Annotated in this window: 18 protein-coding genes; all 18 read left to right on the top strand. The window is 63.8% G+C overall.

The genetic code is table 11. The features are described from left to right. Nucleotides 1–188 precede the first annotated feature (188 nt). The 18 genes from NKI08_RS19785 (at nt 189) to NKI08_RS19700 (ending at nt 20,519) form a co-directional block, all read left to right on the top strand. Nucleotides 189–416, top strand: a complete 228-nt coding sequence (locus tag NKI08_RS19785) for a hypothetical protein (protein ID WP_352502545.1) — start codon at nt 189–191, stop codon at nt 414–416. Beyond that, complete coding sequence (locus tag NKI08_RS19780) at nt 413–1,135, top strand: Rieske 2Fe-2S domain-containing protein (RefSeq protein ID WP_352470593.1); 723 nt, start codon at nt 413–415, stop codon at nt 1,133–1,135. Before NKI08_RS19785 ends, NKI08_RS19780 begins: the two co-directional genes overlap by 4 nt. Continuing rightward, nucleotides 1,132–1,767: a glutathione S-transferase family protein gene (locus tag NKI08_RS19775; RefSeq protein ID WP_352470592.1), complete on the top strand. Its 636-nt coding sequence runs from the start codon at nt 1,132–1,134 to the stop codon at nt 1,765–1,767. The genes NKI08_RS19780 and NKI08_RS19775 overlap by 4 nt, the downstream gene beginning before the upstream one ends. 36 nt (nt 1,768–1,803) lie before the next feature. After that, nucleotides 1,804–3,606: an adenine deaminase gene (locus NKI08_RS19770; protein ID WP_352470591.1), complete on the top strand. Its 1,803-nt coding sequence runs from the start codon at nt 1,804–1,806 to the stop codon at nt 3,604–3,606. Further along, entirely contained in the window at nt 3,607–4,527 is a 921-nt protein-coding gene (locus NKI08_RS19765) for a LysR family transcriptional regulator (protein ID WP_352470590.1), read from the top strand. It begins immediately after the preceding gene. Between the two features lie 90 nt (nt 4,528–4,617). Beyond that, nucleotides 4,618–5,118, top strand: a complete 501-nt coding sequence (locus NKI08_RS19760) for a thiamine pyrophosphate-binding protein (RefSeq protein ID WP_352470589.1) — start codon at nt 4,618–4,620, stop codon at nt 5,116–5,118. After that, a complete protein-coding gene (locus tag NKI08_RS19755; protein ID WP_352470588.1) occupies nt 5,115–5,723 on the top strand; it encodes a thiamine pyrophosphate-dependent enzyme in 609 nt (202 codons plus the stop codon). Before NKI08_RS19760 ends, NKI08_RS19755 begins: the two co-directional genes overlap by 4 nt. Before the next feature lie 7 nt (nt 5,724–5,730). Beyond that, a complete protein-coding gene (locus tag NKI08_RS19750; RefSeq protein ID WP_352470587.1) occupies nt 5,731–7,299 on the top strand; it encodes a GMC family oxidoreductase in 1,569 nt (522 codons plus the stop codon). Between the two features lie 39 nt (nt 7,300–7,338). Next, a complete protein-coding gene (locus NKI08_RS19745) occupies nt 7,339–8,712 on the top strand; it encodes an amidohydrolase family protein (protein ID WP_352540083.1) in 1,374 nt (457 codons plus the stop codon). Nucleotides 8,713–8,726: 14 nt separating this feature from the next. Next, nucleotides 8,727–9,593, top strand: a complete 867-nt coding sequence (locus tag NKI08_RS19740) for an aromatic ring-hydroxylating dioxygenase subunit alpha (protein WP_352771613.1) — start codon at nt 8,727–8,729, stop codon at nt 9,591–9,593. Beyond that, a complete protein-coding gene (locus tag NKI08_RS19735) occupies nt 9,590–12,739 on the top strand; it encodes a molybdopterin cofactor-binding domain-containing protein (RefSeq protein WP_352771611.1) in 3,150 nt (1,049 codons plus the stop codon). Before NKI08_RS19740 ends, NKI08_RS19735 begins: the two co-directional genes overlap by 4 nt. After that, nucleotides 12,736–13,224 carry a (2Fe-2S)-binding protein gene (locus NKI08_RS19730; protein ID WP_352612510.1) on the top strand — a complete coding sequence of 163 codons (489 nt, stop codon included), beginning with the start codon at nt 12,736–12,738 and terminating at the stop codon, nt 13,222–13,224. Before NKI08_RS19735 ends, NKI08_RS19730 begins: the two co-directional genes overlap by 4 nt. Then, nucleotides 13,221–14,726: an aldehyde dehydrogenase family protein gene (locus NKI08_RS19725; RefSeq protein WP_352771608.1), complete on the top strand. Its 1,506-nt coding sequence runs from the start codon at nt 13,221–13,223 to the stop codon at nt 14,724–14,726. The genes NKI08_RS19730 and NKI08_RS19725 overlap by 4 nt, the downstream gene beginning before the upstream one ends. A gap of 208 nt (nt 14,727–14,934) precedes the next feature. Beyond that, nucleotides 14,935–16,107, top strand: a complete 1,173-nt coding sequence (gene dgoD / locus NKI08_RS19720; protein ID WP_352771606.1) for a galactonate dehydratase — start codon at nt 14,935–14,937, stop codon at nt 16,105–16,107. A 5-nt stretch (nt 16,108–16,112) separates the two neighbouring features. After that, nucleotides 16,113–16,889, top strand: a complete 777-nt coding sequence (locus NKI08_RS19715; RefSeq protein WP_352771604.1) for an SDR family oxidoreductase — start codon at nt 16,113–16,115, stop codon at nt 16,887–16,889. A gap of 30 nt (nt 16,890–16,919) precedes the next feature. Next, on the top strand, nt 16,920–17,903 hold the full coding sequence (locus NKI08_RS19710; RefSeq protein ID WP_352612514.1) for a substrate-binding domain-containing protein: 984 nt from the start codon (nt 16,920–16,922) through the stop codon (nt 17,901–17,903). A 94-nt stretch (nt 17,904–17,997) separates the two neighbouring features. After that, the gene (locus NKI08_RS19705) at nt 17,998–19,521 is read left to right on the top strand and encodes a sugar ABC transporter ATP-binding protein (RefSeq protein ID WP_352768608.1); all 1,524 of its coding nucleotides are present in this window, start codon (nt 17,998–18,000) and stop codon (nt 19,519–19,521) included. 53 nt (nt 19,522–19,574) lie between these two features. Continuing rightward, nucleotides 19,575–20,519 (top strand): ABC transporter permease, encoded by a 945-nt coding sequence (locus NKI08_RS19700; protein WP_352540082.1) that lies wholly within the window; start codon nt 19,575–19,577, stop codon nt 20,517–20,519. Nucleotide 20,520 lies beyond the last annotated feature (1 nt).

The following is a 20,520-nucleotide window of genomic DNA, read 5'->3' as shown; positions in this document are numbered from 1 at the left end:
CTGATACGCAACAGATGTCAGGGAAACGGGGCTTGCACAAGCCAAAAAATGATGCCTAACTAGACACATTCTAAAACTGCTTAAAAAATGTGCAGGCCGGGAGAAATATAGGCATGAAGCACCTACGGGAAGCGCAGAACCCTGCGCCTCCGCCTCAAACAACGCGCCTGCGCTTCATCGGCCGACTGGTGTCGTCGAGCTTTGGCGAGTTCGCCGACAGGCGTGCCGCTCGGCTCAATCTCGATCTGCTGGTGCACGAAGCCGCGGACGATTTTTTTGTCGTCCAGGTTTCGGGCCAGCCCGATCTCATCGATGCCTTCGAGATGGCATGTAGCTTGGGGCCAATCGACTGTCTGGTGATGGACTGCGAACGGGCCGAAATTTGGGAATATTCCAGAGGGAAAGACGCAGAATGACGATACAGGCTGGATGGCACCCAGTGGCGCTGTCGGGATCGATCGAGCCGGGCAGTTCGGCCGGAATCCGCCTTGGCGGAAACGAGCTGGTGGTCTGGCGCGACAACAGTGGCGCAGCGCATGTGTGGGAGGATCGCTGCCCGCATCGCGGTATGAAGCTGAGCTTCGGTTTTGTCCGCGGCGATCATATTGCCTGTCTTTATCACGGCTGGCAGTACGATGCGGCCGGCCAGTGCCGATACATTCCGGCCCACCCCGATCTCAGGGTGCCGGCGTCCATTACCGTGTCTGCCCACAGATCGGCCGAGGCGGCTGGGATAGTCTGGACGGCACTGGATCCGGCAGCAGCATTGCCCGAATTGCCTGCCTTGGCAGAGGAGGTGGTGCCGGTCCGCAGCCTGCATCTCGACAGTCCCGCCGCAATGGTGATCGATGTCGTGAGGGCCATGCCGCCCAGGCCCTTCTCCCGCGGATCCGGGCTCGCTGAGCTGAAGGCGCTGAGCGGGATGCTGTTCAGCCTGACGGTCGGCGAAGACACGCTGCTTCTTGGCCTGCAGGAACTGACCGACAAACGATCGGCCCTACACATCGTGATTGACGGACCGGCAGCCAAGTATGCCGGCAAGGGGCAGAAGCATTTCTTCGCTTGGACGAGCGAGCTGCGTCATCATCTCGAGACCGGGCGTACCGGCGCGACCTCGACGACGCGGGCTGCATGATGGCGAGGATCACGCTCTACAACTACGAGCTGGACGAAAACTGCTACAAGGTGCGGCTGGCGCTTTCCATGCTCGGCCTGGAATGGCAGACCGTTGCAGTCGATGCATTTCCGGGGGCGGAGCAGAAGACGCCGCCATTCCTGGCCATGAACCCGGCGGGCAGCCTGCCCATTCTCCGCGACGACGAGGTGACGATGTTCGGCGCCGAGTCCATCATCGTCCATCTGGCGCGCAGCCACGATTCAACGGGTGCATGGCTGCCGGCGGATGGTTCGGATTTCGCCAAGGTGATGCAGTGGCTTTTCTTCGCGGCCGGCGATCTCGGCGTTGCCAGCGCCGCGCGCCGCCATGCCATGTTCGGCGCCGGCGGCGACGAGGCTGCGCTGCGGGCCGGTGCCGCGCACGCACTCCGCGCCATGGACGACCATATGACCGCGCGGGGTTTCGAGAAGAAAGAATGGTTCGCTGCGGACCGCCCGACCATCGCCGACATCGCGCTTTTTCCGGCGTTTGCGCTGAGCCGCGATTTCGGCGTCGACCATGACGAGTATCCGGCGCTGCGCCGCTGGGTGCGTCGCTTCCGCGCGCTTCCGGGCTTCACGACCATGCCGGGCATCCCCGATTACCATTGACGCCCAACATTCGACGAGAACGAGGCAAGCAACAGAATGACCTCTCTCACGCGCTTTTCCGTCCAGCCGCTCTCGTCCATGACCCGGCGGCTGGCCGGCGTCGCTTCCGGGCGAGCCGATCCCGATCTGGTCATTGCCGGCGCACGCGTGTTGTCGACCTATTCGGAGCGCGTGCTTCCAGGCCGCGAGATCTGGTTGTCGGGAGGGCGGATCGCCGCTGTGAAGCCGGCCGGCACTTATAAGGGTGGCAGCGCCAGGATATATGACGCCAGGGGCGGCATCGTCGCCCCCGGCCTGGTCGATCCGCACATCCACATCGAATCCTCGATGGTGACGGCCTGCGCCTATGCCGAGGCGGCGCTGCTCAACGGCACCACGACCCTCTTCTGCGACAGCCACGAGATCGGCAACGTCATGGACGTTGCTGGCATCGAGGCGATGCTGGAGGACGCGCGCCTGGCGCCGTTGTCCATTTTCCTGACGGTTCCGAGCACCGTCCCGGCAACTTCGCCGTTGCTGGAAACGGCCGGTGGCGACCTGACAGCCGAGAAGATCGGCGCATTGTTCGACAAATGGCCGGAAGCCGTGGCGCTAGGCGAGAAGATGGATTTCGTGCCAGTGGCTATGGGCGATGAACGCAGCCATGCCATCCTCGCTGCGGCGCTGAGACGCGGCCGCCCGGTGTCGGGACACGTCTATGGACGCGAATTCGTGTCGGCCTATGCGGCCTCCGGCGTCACCGACACCCATGAGGCGATCGACCGCGAGATCGCCGACGACATGCTCGAGGCCGGCATCTGGCTGTTCCTGCGTGGCGGCCCGCCGACGACACCGTGGCACAGCCTGCCCGCAGCGATCAAGACGATTACGGAACTCGGAGCCTCGCATAAGCGCATCGCGGTCTGCACCGACGACCGCGATGCTGACGACCTGATGCTCTTCGGCCTGGACTGGGTGACGCGCGAGGCGATGAAGGCCGGCATGACGCCGGAGCAGGCCTGGTCGATGGGCTCGCTGCATGGCGCGACGCGCTTTGCAATGGAAGGCGAAATCGGAGGCCTCGGTGGTGGCCGCCGTGCCGACCTGGTGCTGCTCGACGACGGCTTCGATCCCGTTAGCACGTGGTATGGCGGCGAACTCGTCGTCGATGACGGCAAGATCATGCCGCTGCTCGACCAGGCCCTCTCGACCCGCTACCGCTATCCGGACACGGCCTACCACACAGTGAAGCTGCCGAAGCAGATCAAGCTGACGCCGGAGCTGCCAACCGGCAAGGTGGTGGCGCATACCATCCGCACCGAACTGCCGGGGATCACGCTCGGCCACCAGAAGATCACGCTCGATCCGTCCAACGATTGGCAGAACCATTTCGACCGCCACGGCCTGTGCTTCGTCACTGTGGTCGAGCGCCATGGCAAGTCGGACGGCAATGTCGCCTACGGGCTGCTCAGCAATTTCACGCTGCGACGCGGCGCCGTCGCATCGTCTGTCGGTCACGACAGCCACAACATCATCATCGCCGGCCTCAACGAGGCCGACATGCAGGTGGCGCTGCGGGCGATCGAGGAAACGCAAGGCGGCGTCTGTGTCGTCGTCGACGGCAAAGTGACTGCCATGGTTGAACTGCCGATCGCCGGCCTTTTGTCCGACAAGCGCGTCACTGAGGTCGCGGAGGAGGTGAAGATCCTCAAACGGGAATGGGAGGCGGCCGGCTGCTGCATTCCCTATATGGGCTTCAACCTCATCCCGCTCTCGGTCATCCCCGAAATCCGTATCACCGACAAAGGTCTCGTGCTGGTGCCGGAAATGGAGATCGTCCCCGCCTTTGAGGCCGCCTGAGTGGATCCCTTCCGACTTGGGCTGGTCTCACCGCGCATCCATTATTTCCAAATGGTCGCGCGGCTGGGCTCGGTTCGCCAGACCGCGCAGGCGCTCAACGTGGCGCCATCCTCCATCAGCCGCGTCATCAAGGGCCTGGAGGACGAACTGGGCACGCCGCTCTTCGAGCGTGTGCGCCAGCGACTGAAACTGACCAGCGCAGGCGAGCTTCTGCTCTACCACGCGCGTCAGAGCATCACCGAGTTGGCGCGCGCCTCGTCCGAGATCAATGATCTCAGTGGCCTCAACCGCGGCTCGTTGTCCGTGGCGATCGTGGAGAGCGCGGCGCGCGGGCTCGTGCCGAACGCGCTGAAGGAATTCTGGAAGCGCCACCCGCAGATATCGGTCGACGTGCATGTCGCCGGGTCGCAGCGCGCCTGCGATGCGGTTGCCGACGGCGAATGCGATCTGGCGCTTGCTTTCGACGTGCGCGTGCCGCGCAACGTGCGCAAGATCGCGAGCACGCCTCTGCCGCTGGGCGTCGTCGCTCATCCGGGCAGCCGCCTTGCCGGCCGCAAGGAAGTGAAGCTGTTCGATCTTGCCGGCGAACAGGTCATCGTCTCGGACAACAGCCTTGCTTTGGGCATTTCGATCGACGATGCGATCGGGCGCTCCATGATCGACATCACGCGACGGTCACGGACCAACTCGATCGGACTGATGACCGAGATGGTGCGCCTCAACCTCGGCGTGGTGCTTCGCACCAAGCTCGGCATCGAGCCGGAAGTGGCTGACGGATCGCTCGTTTTCGTGCCGTTGCGCGATTCTCGCATGAACCCGCACCGGCTGATGCTGCTCGCCCGGCTTGAACGCGAAATGTCGGATGCGGCCTCCGCATTCGCGGCGCTGCTGGCCCGCATGGTCGAGGCGTTGCATGATTAGTTGTTGCATTTTGCGCATCGATAAAGAGAGTAATTTGTCCCTATCTCGAACAACTGAGCTTTGCGAGACTTCCCGGCCGAAGGGGATGTCATGAAGCAGAGTGCGGTCGACGCGGTCATTCGGGGGCTTAAGCGGGCGGGAGTGAGCATCGTCTGCTATCTGCCCGATTCGTTGTTCAAGGAGCTCTACCCGGCCCTTGATGCCGATCCGGATATCCGCACGATCCGCGTCACCAACGAGGGTGAGGGCGCGGCGATATGTGGCGGGGTCTTCCTGTCGGGCAAGCGCGCGGCGCTGGTCATGGAAAATTCCGGCTTGCGCGCCTCGGTCGAGCCGCTGGCCCGCATGGGCCTTGGAGCCGGCATCCCGGTCATGATGCTGATGAGCTATCGCGGCGAGCTCGGCGAGAACAACTGGTGGGCAGTCCCGCATGGCATCACCATGGAGCCGGTGCTGAACGCGCTGCGCGTGCCGTACCGGATCGTCACGGAGGAGGCGAAGATCGAGCGCGCCATCCTTGACGCCTATTCCTGGTCCTATGCGTCCTATTACCATTCGGCTGTGGCGCTCGGCGGCGAGGTGGTGCGGTGAGACGCTTCGACTGCATGAAGGCGCTCGCCGCGCGGCTGAAGGATGAGCTGGTGGTCCTTTCGCTCGGCGGCAGCGTCGACGAGTGGTACAACGCCGCGCCGCATATGCGCGAGGCGAGCCTGTTCCAGCAGCAACTCGGCTGCGTCACGCCGCAGGCCTTCGGGCTCGCCGCCGGCCTGCCGCACCGCCGCGTCATTTCGCTCGATACGGATGGCGGCCTGCTCTTCAACCTGGGCATCCTGGCCACGCTCGGAAACGAGCAGCCGAAGAACCTCTTCGTCGTGGTCTGGGACAATGAGTGCTACCAGTCGATCGGCGGCCCGCCGACCCATACGGCGCTGGGCCGCGTCGACCTTGCCGCGATCGCGCGCGGCGCCGGCCTCGAGAACGCCCATACGGCGCGCACGGTGGAGGAGTTCGACGCACATTGTGCAAGGGGGCTCGCTGTGGATGCGCCCTATATCGTGGTCGCCAAGGTCTCGGGAACGGTCCAGCCGGACATCAAGCGCAAACACAGCGACGGCCGCGAGGACAAGTATATCTTCGTCCGCCATGTCGAGGCGAGCGAAGGCATCGTCATCATGGGCCCGAGCGAGCACAACTGACGAGATCATGGGCACCCTCGGACCTGTCGTCCCCCGACGCGCACTGAAACGCAGCTACGATTACGTGGTGGTCGGCTCGGGTTCCGGTGGCTGTGCGGTGACGCGGCGACTGGTCGATGCCGGCGCCGACGTCCTCCTGATCGAGGCCGGCCCGACGGGTCTTGGGTTCGAAGAGATCGAGGACCCCGGCAAGTGGGTGCCGCTTGGCCGCAGCACCTATGACTGGGGCTATGATTATGCTCCGACACTGAGGGTGAATGGGCGTACCATCGGCATCCCGCGCGGGCGCCTGCTTGGCGGCTCAAGCGCCATCAACGCGATGATGTGGTATCGCGGCCATCCGCAAGATTACGATGCCTGGGAGGCTGGCGGCGCCAAGGGCTGGAGCTTCGCCGACGTGCTGCCCTATTTCCGGCGCTGCGAGGACTGGCGCGACGGTGCAAGCGAGTTTCGCGGGGCGGGCGGTCCGCTCCACATCGAGCGGCCGGCGGCACTGCACCCGGTCGCGCATGCGCTGATCGATGGCGCGGCCGAGATCGGCATCCCCGTAATCGACGATCCGAACGGCCCCAGCAACGAGGGGGCGGCGGCCGCGAATTTCAACATCTGCGACGGCAAGCGCTGGAGTTCGGCGACGGGCTATCTCGTGCCGATCCTGGATCACCCGATGCTGACGGTGCTGACCGGATCCGCGGCCATCGGCCTGACGGTCGAAGGCAGCCGATGCGTCGCGGTCAAGCACCTCGTCGGCGGCGAAATCTGCGAAACGCGCGCGCAAGAGAGCATCGTGCTCGCGGCCGGGGCCATCGACACGCCACGCCTGCTGATGCTGTCGGGCATCGGCGATCCGATCGAACTGCAGCGCCTTGGCATTGCGCTCGTTCGCGCCCTGCCGGGTGTCGGCAGGAATCTTCAGGACCATCCGCTGGCGCAGGCCTGCGTCTTCCGCGCGAAACGACCGATCGGACCGATAGTGGGCAATGGCGGTGGCTCGATGGTCAACTGGAAGTCGCGGCCGGACCTGCCGCAGCCCGACCTGCATGCCTTCCCCGTCCAGGGCAACAGCGCCGAACCGGCGATCCGCGCGCGCTACGATCTATCCGGCGATGTCTTTTCCTTCGGTGCGGGCCTGATGCGCTCGAAGAGCGTCGGGCACTTGAAGTTGCTCGACGGCAAGCCCGGCGGGCCGCTCGAAATCCAACCGAACTTTCTGGCGGAACCGGAAGACCTCGACGCCATGGTCACTGCGATCGAGATGGTGATGGAGATGGCGGCTGCAAGGGCGAACGCCGGTGTCTTCCGCAACTTTGCCGCACCTGACCGCCGACTGACCCGCACCGAGACAATCGCCTTCATCCGCGAGGCGTGCACGACGTTCTTCCACACCTGCGGAACAGCCAAGATGGGCGAGGACGCGATGGCCGTCGTCGACAGCCGTCTCGCCGTGCACGGGCTGGACGGTCTGCACGTTGCCGATGCCTCGGTGATCCCAACGATCCCGACCTGCAATACCCACGCGCCCGCCACGATGATCGGCGAGCGCGCCGCCGATTTCCTGCTCGCGGCGGCAGCTTGAGGATGTCATGACCGACGGACCGCACACGGAGTACCCGCGATGACCCAAAGCCTCATCCTTGCTGCCGACACGCTGCTCACCATGGATGAAGATAACCACGCGTTGCCTGATGGCGCCGTGCTGGTCGAGGATGGTCGTATCGCCGCGGTCAGCGCACTCGCAGCATTGCGCGCTGCGTATCCGGCCGTGGCCGTGAAGAAACTCGACAATGCGGTGCTTTTGCCTGGGCTGGTCAATGCGCATGCGCATTCCGGTTTTTTGCGCGGCACGGCGGAGCACCTGCCGGTTTGGGACTGGCTGACGCTCCATATCAATCCGATGCATCGCGTGCTGCAGCCGCACGAGGCCGAGGCGGCATCGTGGCTCTGCTACGCGGAATCCGTGCTCGGCGGCACGACCACCGTCGTCGACATGTGGCGGTTCATGGAAGGCAGCGCCAGGGCGGCCGAGGCGATCGGCAACCGCCTGGTCGCCGTGCCTTACGTCGGCGAGCATCCCGACTACAACTACTTCGACACGCTCGACATGAACGAGGCGATGATCGAGGGCTGGCATCGCAAGGCGGGCGGCCGTATCAATGTGTGGGTCGGGCTGGAGCATCTGTTTTATGCCGACGAAACCGGCCAACGCCGGGCGATCGAACTCGCAAGGAAACACGACACCGGCTTCCACACGCATTGCAGCGAGGCCGAGATCGAGATCGCGGAATTTAAGCGGCGCTACGGCAAACGCCCGATGTTCGCGCTGGACGACCTTGGCTTCTTCGAAACGCCGCGCGCCATGATCGCCCACGCCGTCTGGCTCGATCGGGAAGAGATCGAGCTTATTTCCAAGCGCCGCGTTTCGGTGGCCCACAATCCTGTTTCCAACATGAAGCTGGCAAGCGGCATCGCGTTGGTGGCCGAGATGCTGAAGGCCGGCGTGCCTGTCGGGATCGGCACCGACGGCGAGAAGGAGAACAACAATTTCGATATGTTCGAAGAGATGAAGGTGACTTCGCTGCTGGGCAAGCTGAAGGACTTCGACGCCGCCGCCATGGATAGCTGGCAGGTGCTGCGCATGGCCACCATTCTCGGCGCCAGGGCGATCGGTCTCGACCACGAGATCGGCTCGATTGAAGTCGGCAAGCGCGCCGACATCATCGCGGTCCGCACCGATACGCCGCGCATGACGCCGGTCTTCCGCGACGGACCTTATTTCAACTTCCATCACAATCTTGTCCACGCCGTGCGCGGCAGCGACGTGTCTTTGACGATGGTCGATGGCGAGATCCTGGCCGAGGACGGCGCGCTGCGCACCGGCGACCTGCGCGAGATCATCGCCGAAATCCATCGCGTCGCGCCTGGCCTGTTCGCCCGGCGCGCCGCTTTCCTTGCCCAGAATTCCGGCGGCAGCCTGCAATGGACTCAATAAGGCGAGCCCCGGTCATGAAGACGACGGACAGGGCGGCACTGGACGATTGGTACGCGGTGGAGACGGTCGCCGACCTGGATGGCGCGCCGAGCCATACGCGGCTGCTCGGCCAGGACATCGAACTGGTCCGTGACATCACGGGCGAAATCACGGTTCGGGAGGTCCTGGACGACGGCAACCGCGGCCCCGCGCTGCCCGTCCGGCAGCGCTACGGCTGCGTCTGGACGACGCTGGGCCTGCCCGGGAAGGAAATCTTCGAGATCGCCGAGGCATCGGAACCCGACCGCCGCTACGTGCCCTGCGGCTGGGTGACGATGCGGGCGTCGGGTTTGCGTGTCGTAGAGAACTTCCTCGACATGGCGCATTTCCCCTTCGTGCATACCGACATTCTCGGCTCGGAGCCGCACACGGAAGTACCGGCCTATCTGAGCGAGATACGTCGCGAAGTAGACGAGGTCTGGGCGACCAACTGCACGTTTTTCCAGCCGCGCATTACCGCCACGGAAAGCTCCGGCGCGTTCGTGCATCTGACCTATCGCGTGCCGAGCCCATTCGTGGTGATGCTCTATCGCGTGTGCCCCGTGGCGCCGGACCGGCTCGACGCAATCGCGCTGTTCATCCAGCCCATCGAGGAAGACCGCTGCCGCGCCCAGCCGGTCATGTATCTCGTCGACTCGGCTTCGACGCAGACGGCGTTGCTCAACTTCGAACAGGTCATCTTCCTGCAAGACCGGATCATCGTGGAGAACCAGCGGCCGCTGCGCCTTCCACTCGAGCCGCGGATGGAAATCCCGACCCGCGCCGACGGGTCCTCCATCGCCTACCGCCGCTGGCTGAAGGAAAAAGGCATCCGTTTCGGCACGGCCGCGAGAGCCACATGACCGAGTCGGGTCTCCAGGTGCTTCGCCCGACCTCCGTTGCCGAGGCGCTGTCATTGGCAGGCGAGGGCGCGTCGCAACTGGTCGCCGGGGGCACGGCGCTGCAGCTCGGCTGGGCGAAGGGCCTGCCAAAGCCGCGGCGCCTCATCGACATCGGCCGTATCGCCTGCCTGAAGGGCATCCAACCGGCCGACGACGGGTTTCGCATCGGCGCACTGACGACACTGGGTGCCTTGGAGCGTGACCGGGCGATAGGCGAGACTTTGCCTCTGCTCGCAGCCGCAGTCCGCGCCACGGCGGGACCCGCCGTCCGCAATCTCGCAACGCTGGGCGGCAACGTCGCGGGGCGCACGGGTTGCCTTCTGCCGGCCCTGCTCGCGATCGATGCGAAGCTGGAGATCGTCTCACCGGCTGGTCGCGCCGTCGTGCCGCTCGCGCAATGGTTGGCCGACGCACCGTCAGCGGGCCTCATTGAGACGGTCATCGTTCCACCGCAGCCAACTGCCGCTCGCTGGACCCATCGCAAAGTCGGCCTGCGCGCCGCATTCACCCCAAGCGTGGCCGGTGTCGCCGGGCTGGTCGAGACAGCGTATGATCGCATCACCGTCGCGCGGCTCGCGGCCGGCGGAGGCGGGCAAGCGGCCCGGCTCAGTCGCGCTGAAGCACTGCTTGTCGGCCGCCGCCTGCAGGAGATCGATTGGGCCGAGCTGCACGCCGCAATTCTCAAAGAGGCGCCGGCGATCGATGATGCATGGCGGTCCGACCGCTATCGGCGCAGTGTCGTGGCGAATGCGCTGGTCTTCGGGCTTGGCGGAAAGTTGTCCCAAGGAGCACATTCGCCGCGCCGGCGGACCGTGCCGTCCGGAAATCCACCTGCCGAAATTCTCGTGTCGCGATCGGAGATCGGCGCACGCTGGCACCAGCGGCCGGACGTTGCACCGAAAATCGCAGGCAGGCTCGAATACCTGACCGACCGTCGCGAGCCCGCCATGCTGGTCGGGCGCATTCGGCGTGCCGGCATTCCCCATGCAAGGATCGTTTCCATCGATACGAGCGCGGCCGAGGCGCTGCCAGGAGTCGCGGCGGTTGTAACGCACCGCGACATTGCCGGCAGCAATGCCTTCGGCATTGTCGTGCAGGATCAGCCGGCACTGTGCTTCGACAAGGTCCGCTATTTCGGCGACGCTGTTGCTGCCGTTGCCGCTGTTGACACACGGACGGCCGAACGCGCGCTTGCTCTCGTCAGAGTCGAATACGAGCCGCTGCCAATTGTGAGCGATCCCCAACAGGCACTCGCCGCTGGGGCCGAGCCGGTCCACGCCTCAGGCAATCTGCAGTGCAGCTTCGAGTTCACGCGTGGCGATGCCGCCGCGGCTTTTGCCAAGGCAGCTCATATCGTCGAGGCTGTCTACGAAACGCCGAGCCAGATGCACGGCTTTATGGAGACGGAGGGCGGCTACGCTTTCGTCGGCACGGATGGTACCCTGAACGTCTTTGCCGGTGGGCAGCATGGCCGCCGCGACCGCATGCAGCTCTCGCGCATCCTCGGTATGCCGCAAGAGCGGATACGGGTGGTCACCAGCCCGACTGGCGGCGCCTTCGGCGGCAAGGACGAGCTGACCGTGCAGCCGGCCCTGGCCCTGCTGGCGCTGAAGACCGGACGCGCCGTGCGGCTGCATCTCGACCGGGCGGAATCCGTCATCGCGGGTACCAAGCGCAATGCCATGCACATCCATATGCGCACCGCCTGCGACGCCGAGGGTCGTCTGCTCGCCCAACAGGTGGATGTGATCGCGGATGCCGGCGCCTACGCGTCGCTCGGTCCGGGCGTGCTTGAGACGGCGCTCGAACACGCCTGCGGGCCATATGTCGTTCCCAACGTCCTCAGCTCGGGCAGGCTCGCCTATACCAATAACGGCGTCTGCGGCGCGTTTCGTGGCTTCGGTGCCAACCAGATGGCCTTCGCGGTAGAGTGCCAGCTGGACCGGCTGGCCGAAGCCGCCGACATCGACATTATCGAGATACGGCGCCGCAATTTGCGCGAGCCTGGCACGCGAGGCCATCTCGGCCAGCAGGTCGCGCCGTCCGAACGTCTGGCCGAGATGCTGCAAGCCGCCGCTGCTGACCCGATCTGGGCCAAGCCGCGTGGTCCGTCGTTCGACGGCTCTGAGACGATCGGCGTCGGGATGGCGATGAACTATCAAGGCAATGGACTAGGCACGCTGCCGCCGGACCCGGCCGGAGGCGCGTTGCGCTTGGCTCCGGATGGCATGATCGAAGCGCTCTATGGCCTGGACGAGATGGGACAAGGCCTGCTCACCTCGGTGAAGGCCGCGGTCGCCGGAGCGCTCGGCTGCGGCCGCGACGATGTCCGGCCGGTCACCGGTGATACGGCGGCGACGCCCGAATCCGGCTCCTCCACCGCCTCGCGCGGCACTCACGTGGTTTGGCGGGTCGCAGCAGTCGCCGCACCACCTTTTACGCGCGACCTCCTGGCAGCAGCGGGCCAGCTGCTTTGCCGCGAAGCCGGGACGCTGGCGCTGGCACCCGGCGGTATCGTCGAGCGACATTCCAACAGCGGGTCACTGCTCTTGAGTTTCGCCGAGCTTGCCGAGGCGTTGCCTCCCGACCGGCTGCCAGCTGCTGCCGTCAGCTTCGAGTTTCCGAAATCGGACTATCTGGAAGGCAATGCACGCCTGATCTTCGCCTTCGGCGCGACACTGGCGCGCGTTGCCGTGAGCCGCATCACTGGGCAGGTACGCGTGCTCGAGCTCCATCAGCACACCGCGGCCGGACCGATGCTCGATGCTGCCGCCTATCTTGGCCAGATCGAAGGCGGCGGCGTCCAGGGGCTGGGCTTCACCCTCGCTGAGGACGCGGCTATGCGGGATGGCCGGTATCTTGCCGGCAACCTCGATTTCTACATGCTGCCAGGCATTGCCGACACGCCGGAAAGCTTCGCGACCTTCGCGTTGGAGGATCTGGACGAGGACGACCCGTTCGGCCCGCGCGGAGTTGGTGAGCTTGGCATTGGCGCCGTGACGCCAGCCGTCGTCAACGCGATTGCGGACGCCACAGGGGCTTGGCCCGAGCGCCTCCCGGTCGATCCTGAATGGGTACTCGACGCCCTGCAGAGGAGTGCAGCGTGAGTGCCGAGATCGCGATTACCTTTAACCTAAACGGCTGCCGCCAGGCGCTGGCCGTGCCCGCCGAGTTGCGCCTGATCGACCTGCTGCGCGATCATTTCGGCATGACTGCCGCCAAGATGGCTTGCGGCATCGGCCGCTGCGGCGCTTGTTCCGTGCTGATGGACGATCGCGCGGTCAATGGCTGTCTGCTCATGTCGTGGCAACTCGACGGGGCCACCATCATCACGCCGGAGGGTTTCGACGACCTTCCCGAAGCCATTGTCCTGCGCCAGGCTCTGGCGGCCGAAAACGCCTTCCAGTGCGGCTACTGCGCACCCGGCATCACTGTTGCGCTGACCGCTCTGCTGCTGGAGAATCCGGCTCCAGACGAGTCTCAGATCCGCACTGCGCTCGAAGGCAATATCTGCCGCTGTACCGGCTATCATTCCATCATCCGCGGTGCCCTCGCGGCGGTCGAGGCGTTCGCTTGCGGGGTACGGACATGACGGTCATCATTCGAAACGGTGCAGCCAGGCACGCAGGCGTCGAGGCGTTCCTGGCCAAACCCAGAATGCGGCACCTGATCGGCGGCGGCTGGTGCGACGCCAGCGATGGCGCAACCTTGCCCGCGACCGATCCTGCGAATGGCGACACGCTCGCGCTGCTGGCGCAAGGCACAGCCGATGACGCCGGGCGCGCCGTTGCTGCGGCGCGTGCTGCTTTCGAAGGCGAGAGCTGGCGCGACATGACACCGTCGGCACGCGGCAAGCTGCTATGGCGCATCGCCGACCTGATTGAACGCCATGCCGATGAGCTTGCAGAACTCGAGACGCTTGACCAAGGAAAGTCGCTGAAGACCTCGCGCTTCGCCGAGATTCCCGCCTCGGCCGAGCAGTTCCGCTATTTTGCCGGTTTTGCCACGAAAATCCTCGGCACGACCATCCCCACCTCCATCAGCTACCAACCGGTGGGCAGCAAGATTTTCGCCTACACGGTGCGAGAGCCGATCGGTGTCGTGGCTGCCATAACGCCATGGAATTCGCCGCTGCTTATGGCCTCGATGAAGCTCGCCCCGGCGCTTGCCGCCGGCTGTACGATCGTGCTCAAGCCAGCTGAGGAAACGTCGCTCACCGCGCTCAGGCTCGGCGAACTGATGATCGAAGCCGGCTTGCCGGACGGCGTCGTCAATATCGTGACCGGTCTCGGCGAAACCGTGGGCGCAGCATTGGCTGCAGATTCCGATGTCGATAAGGTCGCCTTCACCGGCTCGACGGAAGTCGGAAAGATGATCGTCTCCGCAGCGCGCGGCAATCTGAAGAAGCTGACGCTCGAGCTGGGCGGCAAGTCGCCGGCCATCATCATGCCCGATGCGGACATGGGGCTCGCAATCCCCGGAGTGGCTCGGGGGATCTTCGCCAATGCCGGCCAGGTCTGCGTCGCCGGCTCGCGTGTCTATGCGCATCGCTCGATCTACGACCGTCTGGCGGAGGGGCTGGCGGAAGAGGCGCGAAAGCTGCGTCTCGGACACGGGCTTGACCCGGATACCGACCTTGGTCCGCTGGTCAACGGAACCCAGGCTGCGCGCGTCGCCTTCTACGTCGGCGATGGTGCTTCCAGCGGCGCCGAGATCATCGCCGGCGGCCGGCGCTTCGACAACTTCTTCGAGCCGACCGTGGTTACCGGCGTGCGCCCGGACATGCGCATGATGCGCGAGGAAATCTTCGGCCCGGTCGTTGCCGTGACACCGTTCGACGATGTCGCGGAGGCGATAAGCCTTGCGAACGACTCGCCCTACGGCCTCGCCGCAAGCGTCTGGACCCGCGACCTATCCACTGCGCATCGCCTTGCCGCACGTATCAGGTCGGGCACCGTCTGGATCAATTGCCATTCCTACTTCTCGCCGGAACTGCCGAAGGGCGGCCACAAGCAATCCGGTTGGGGCTGTGAGAACGGCGCACCGGGTCTGGAGAACTATCTCGAGACGAAAACGGTCTGCGCGGTGATTTAGCCGCGCCTTTTCCGCGATGTTCGCGGATCGGAGGCTGACAGCCCTTCCATCGGCGGACAAGGATTGATCGAAAATTGCTCGGATCCTCCTGAGGACCAGTTCCTTGGCGGCGCTGGTCCACATCGACGTTGCACTTGACTCGTCCATATTATCCGTAATAAATCATACATATTGCCATCGAAAAAAGGCGGCAGGTCTGGGAGGACCGATGAAAATCACGGCCATCAAGGCGCGCGTCTGCAATGCGGAAATGCGCAACTGGGTCTTCGTCCGGGTCGAAACCGACGAGGCCGGGCTGTTTGGCTGGGGTGAGGCAACGCTGGAATGGAAGACCCGAGCCGTCGTTGGGGCGCTTCAGGACCTTGAGGCCCTGCTCATCGGGCAGGATCCGCGCAACGTGGAGCAGTGCTACCAGATACTTACGCGCCACGGATTTTGGCGTCTTGGCGTCGAGGGAATGTCTGCCGTCAGCGGCATCGAGATCGCGCTCTGGGACATCCTGGGCAAGTCATTGGGCGTCCCCGTCTGGCGCCTTCTGGGCGGACAGGTTCGCGACTATCTGCGCACCTATACGCATCTCGGCCTCGGAGACATGAAGGCGGTCTATGAGACCGGATCCGCGGACGCGATCGTGGAACGCGGACGCATCGTGACGCAGGCAGGCTACGATGCGGTCAAGGTCGTCTGCATTCCCTACACCCACTACGCATCGCCTGCGAAAGCCGTTGATTCTGTCGCCAACATGGTTGGCTCACTTCGCGAGGCCATAGGTCCGGACATCGACATCATGGTCGATTTCCATGGACGCCCTGCATCCGTTAACGCTGCGATGGACTACCTCAGAGCAATCGAGCCGGCCCGCATCATGTTCGCGGAAGAACCCGTGCCGCCCGAAGATGTTGCCGGACTGGCGCATATCACGGCGCGATCGGCCGTGCCGATCGCTTCCGGCGAGCGGCTGATCGGGCGTCGCGAATTCACGCACTCGATCGCAGCCCGTGCCTTCAACATTGCCCAGCCTGATATTTGCCACACTGGCGGTCTGCTGGAGACAAAGAAGATCGCGGCCATGGCGGAAACGGCAGGCATCGGCCTTGCGCCGCACAACCCGCTCGGTCCGATCGCTGGCGTCGCTGCTCTTCACTTCGGCATATCGACGCCAAACGTCGTCATTCAGGAGGAGATGTCCGGTGCCGTCGCCTGGTACGACGACGTCGTTACCTGGCCAATTCGGCGTAAACCAGGCCGCTGGGACCTGCCCGATCTGCCGGGCCTTGGCGTCACCGTCAATGAGGACGTCATCGCGCGTCACCCCTTCAAGCAGGAAGTGCTGCATGCCCGCAATGCCGTCATGCCGGACGGCACCGTGGTCGACTGGTGAATGCAATGGCAGGCCGGCTGCAAGGAAAGATCGCAATCATCACGGGCGCCGGCCAAGGCATCGGTGCCGCCACCGCCCGGGCTTTTGCAACACATAGGGCAAAGACCGTCATTGCCGAACTGAATGCGGCAAGCGGCAAAGCGGTCGCCGACGAATTGCGTGCCGGAGGCGCCGACGTATTGTTCGTCGAGACGGATGTCACGGACACATCCGCGGTCGCGGACATGGTCGCCGGCACGATCACGGCCTATGGCGGCGTCGACATTCTGGTCAACAATGCCGGTGCCAACGTGTTCTACGAACCATTGCTGATGCCGGATGAGGAATGGGAGCGCTGCCTCAAGCTCGACCTCCAGGCCGCGTGGTTCTGCGCCAAGGCGGTTTTGCCGACGATGCTGGCGAAGGGCTCGGGGTCCATCGTCAACATAGCGAGTTGTCACGCCTTCCAGATCGTTCCCCATACGTTCCCGTATCCGGTCGCCAAGCATGCACTTTTGGGCCTGACCCGTTCGCTGGCCATCGAATATGCCGCACGCGGTATCCGGGTGAACGCGATAGCACCCGGCTACATCGAGACGCCGATCGCGGAAGCCTATTGGAACACATTCCCGAACCCCGCCGAGGAGAAGCGGCGAGCCTACGACCTCCATCCGCCCAAGCGAATTGGCCGGCCGGACGAGGTTGCAATGACGGCGGTTTTCCTCGCTTCGGACGAAGCGCCGTTCATAAATGCCGAGACGATCACCATCGATGGTGGGCGCTCGGTTCTCTACCACGACTAGCAACCACCATTGAGCTCAGGGAGGATCTTCATGAAAACCACAACAAAGGCTTTGGCGACATTTGCGGTACTGGCTGCCGGACTGATGAGTGGCACGGCAAGCGCAGACGACATCAAGATCGGCTACATCAACAAGATGGGAGACCACCCATGGTTCGTCGCCGAAGTCGGCGGCGCCAAGAAAGCGGCTGAGGCGGCAGGGGCCGCGTTCGTGTCGCAGGACGTTCAGTTCGACGCCAATTTGACGATCACGACCTTCGATACGATGGTCGGCGATGGCGTGAAAGGCATCGCCATCGTTGTCCCCGACAAGGCACTGGGACCGGTCATCGCGGAGAAAGCAAAGGCCGCAAAAATTCCCTTGGTGGCGGTGGACGACGATATCTACTACCAGGATGGCACCCAGGTCCCCTATGTCGGCATGAATGCTTACAATATCGGTGCGCGGGTGGGCGAAGAGCTTGCCAAGCTCTACAAGGCTGAAGGCTGGGCGGGCAAAGAAGTGCGCATCGCCTCGATCGAGGACCGCAAGGCCGATACCTGCATGCAGCGCAACAAGGGCGCGGAAGAAGCGTTCCTGAAGGCGGTGCCCGATTTCAAGCCGGGCAACATCGTTCGCGTCCCCTACGACAACACGATGGTCAACGCCATCGACGTGATGACCACCACACTGACGGCCAATCCCAGCGTCACGAACTGGATATTCTATTCATGCAACGATGACGGCGTGCTGGGTGGTGCGCGAGCACTGGAGAATGCTGGCTATTCCGCAGACCAGGGCATGGGGATCGGCATCGACGGGAGCCGCGCCTGCGATGCCTTCGGATCCGGAAAGCCCTCGGCGTTCCGTGGTACGATGTGGCTCAATTCGGAAAATCATGGCGCGCTGGCGGTGAAGATTCTCTTGGCCTCCATCAAGGACGGAACCAAGCTTCCCGTTCAATCCTTCACTGACCCGGAATACATCACCGCCGACAATTTTGCGTCGGACTACAAAGCCAAGCTCTGCCACTGAACCAGATATGCGTCATGCGCCGCAGTGCGCATGACGCTCTTTGGGCCGGCAGTTCGTCGACGGGCACACGGGATCGATCCTCGGGAGTGAGCTTTTGACGCAATCGGATTTCTTCTCGCTCGACAGGATATCGAAGCGCTTCGGCGTCGTGCAGGCGCTCGACAATGTCTCGATTGCCTTTCGGCCAGGAGAGGTGCTTGCCCTGGTTGGCGAGAATGGCGCCGGCAAGTCGACAATGATGCGAATTCTCGAGGGCGTGTTCGCACCGGACACCGGCACCGTGCTGCATGGCTCCACGCCGATCGTTTTCAGCGAACCGCGCGACAGCCACAGAGCCGGAATACGCGTCATCCATCAGGAGCCGGAGATCGTTCCGAACCTGACCGTGGCCGAGAACATTTTCGTCGGCGAACTGCCGCGGCTGGCAGGCGTCCTGCTCGACTGGCACAGGCTCGAGGACCAGACCGATAAGGTGCTTGCGACCTTCGGCATGCAGCAGGATATGCTGCCGCGTCAACTCTGCAGCACACTCGGTCCGGCACAGCGCCAGATGATCGAAATCATGCGCGCCATACGTGCCGGCGGCCGGCTGATCGCATTCGATGAGCCGACCTCGTCACTGACCGACGACGAAGCGCGCCGTCTGTTTTCAGTAATTCGCCGGCTGCGCGGCGAGGGCACTTCGATCGTCTACATCTCTCACAGGCTGAACGAGGTCATCGACCTTGCGGATCGCATTGTCGTGTTGCGGGACGGCCGGCTGGTCGATGATTCCCCCGCTGCCGGTGCCAGCGAGCAGACCATAGCCAAGCTCATGGTGGGCCGCGACATAGCCGATCTGTTTACGCGCGAGACGTGGCAATCGGGGCAACCGTTGCTGGAGGTGGCGGGCCTGACCACCGACCACGTCACCGATGTGAGCCTCAAGGTCCGCCGTGGCGAGGTGCTCGGCATTGCCGGCCTTATGGGTGCGGGTCGATCCGAACTGGCAAAGGCGATTGTCGGCTATGATAGGCGCCTCGACGGAACCATAACGATGAATGGTGTGCCCGTTGGCCCCAACAGTCCGCATGCAGCGATCGTGGCGGGCATCGGCTTTGCCCCAGAAGACCGCAAGCACGAGGCGCTGCTGTTGTTCCGAAGCATTCTTGATAACGCCTCGCTTTGCGTGCCCGACAGAACGTCGACCTTCGGCTTCTTCAACCGGCGCAAGGCACTGGAGATCGTCTCACCGCTTGCAGCAAAGATGTCGATCAAGGCGCCTAACCTCGACGAACAGGTTTCGAAATTATCGGGTGGCAACCAACAGAAGGTCGTTCTCGCGCGCTGGCTTGCGCGGCAGCCGATGCTTCTCATCCTCGACGAGCCGACCCGCGGCATCGACATCGGCGCCAAGGCGGAAATCTATCGCCTGATCGACGAACTCGCCGCCAGCGGCATCGGCATAATCCTGATTTCCTCGGAAATGCCGGAACTGATCGGGCTGGCCGACAGGGTGCTTGTTATGGCTGGAGGCCGGATCACGGCCGAACTTTCCCGCCCTGACATCGACGAGGCCACGATCCTGAGACATGCCATGCCTCAGTCTGCAGCATCGCTTGGAGGACAAATTCAGTGAACAGCCTTGAGCTCAGGACAGCAACAACGCAAACCGGCAAAAGGCGCGCTTCCTTGCGCATCGCAGAGCGCATCGGCATTCACAACATAAGCCTTCTTGTTGCTCTCGCCATTCTCGTGCTCATTTTCGGCACCCTGAGAGGCGACGTGTTCTTCTCCAGCCGAAACCTGCTGAACATCGGTCTAGGCATTACCATCCTGGGCGTTCTGGCGATGAGCCAGACCGTGGTTATTGTCGCCGGAGGGCTCGATATTGCCGTCGGCGCAATTGTCGGTCTGACCACAGTATCGACGGCAATGGCCATCCAGGCCACCGGATCACCCGCCGCGGGCATTCTTGCCGGCCTGGTCCTGGGCGGTCTTGCCGGCCTCGTGAACGGCATCATCATCACCTATGGGCGGGTCAACGCTGTCATCGCGACTCTCGGTACGATGGCGATCTTCCGCGGCATCGCGTTCATTATGTCCGACGGGCAATCGATCGCGATTTTCAGCGAGACTTTCCGCTTCATCGGGATCGGACGAATCCTCGGCCTGCCTCTGCTGATCTGGATTCTCTTGCTGACCGCGATCGTGTTCCATCTCTTCCTTGCCCGCTCGATCGTTGGCCGCAACATCTATGCCCTGGGCGGCAATCCCGTTGTCGCACGCTTCTCCGGCATCGACATCAACCGCTACCGCGTCGGCATCTACATCATGAGTGGAGTGGCGGCCGGATTGGCCGGGATTCTGTTGGCTGCCCGTACCGGCTCCGGGCAGCCCGTATCCGGATCCCAAGGCCTGGAACTCGAGGCCATCACAGCGGCCGTTCTTGGTGGCTGCGCCTTGCAGGGCGGCAAGGGCACGATCGTCGGCGCACTGCTGGGCGTCGCCATCATTGGCGTCCTCAACAACGGAATGATACTGACGTCCGTGCCAACCTTCTATCAGTTGCTTGCCAAGGGCTCGCTGCTGATACTTGCTGTGGTAATTGCCGAGTACCACTTGAACAGGACATGAT

The organism is Mesorhizobium sp. M0768 (assembly GCF_040320195.1).
Lineage (GTDB): Bacteria > Pseudomonadota > Alphaproteobacteria > Rhizobiales > Rhizobiaceae > Mesorhizobium.
The sequence above is the reverse complement of the archived record's forward strand: the minus strand, read 5'-3'. Positions and strand labels throughout refer to the sequence as shown.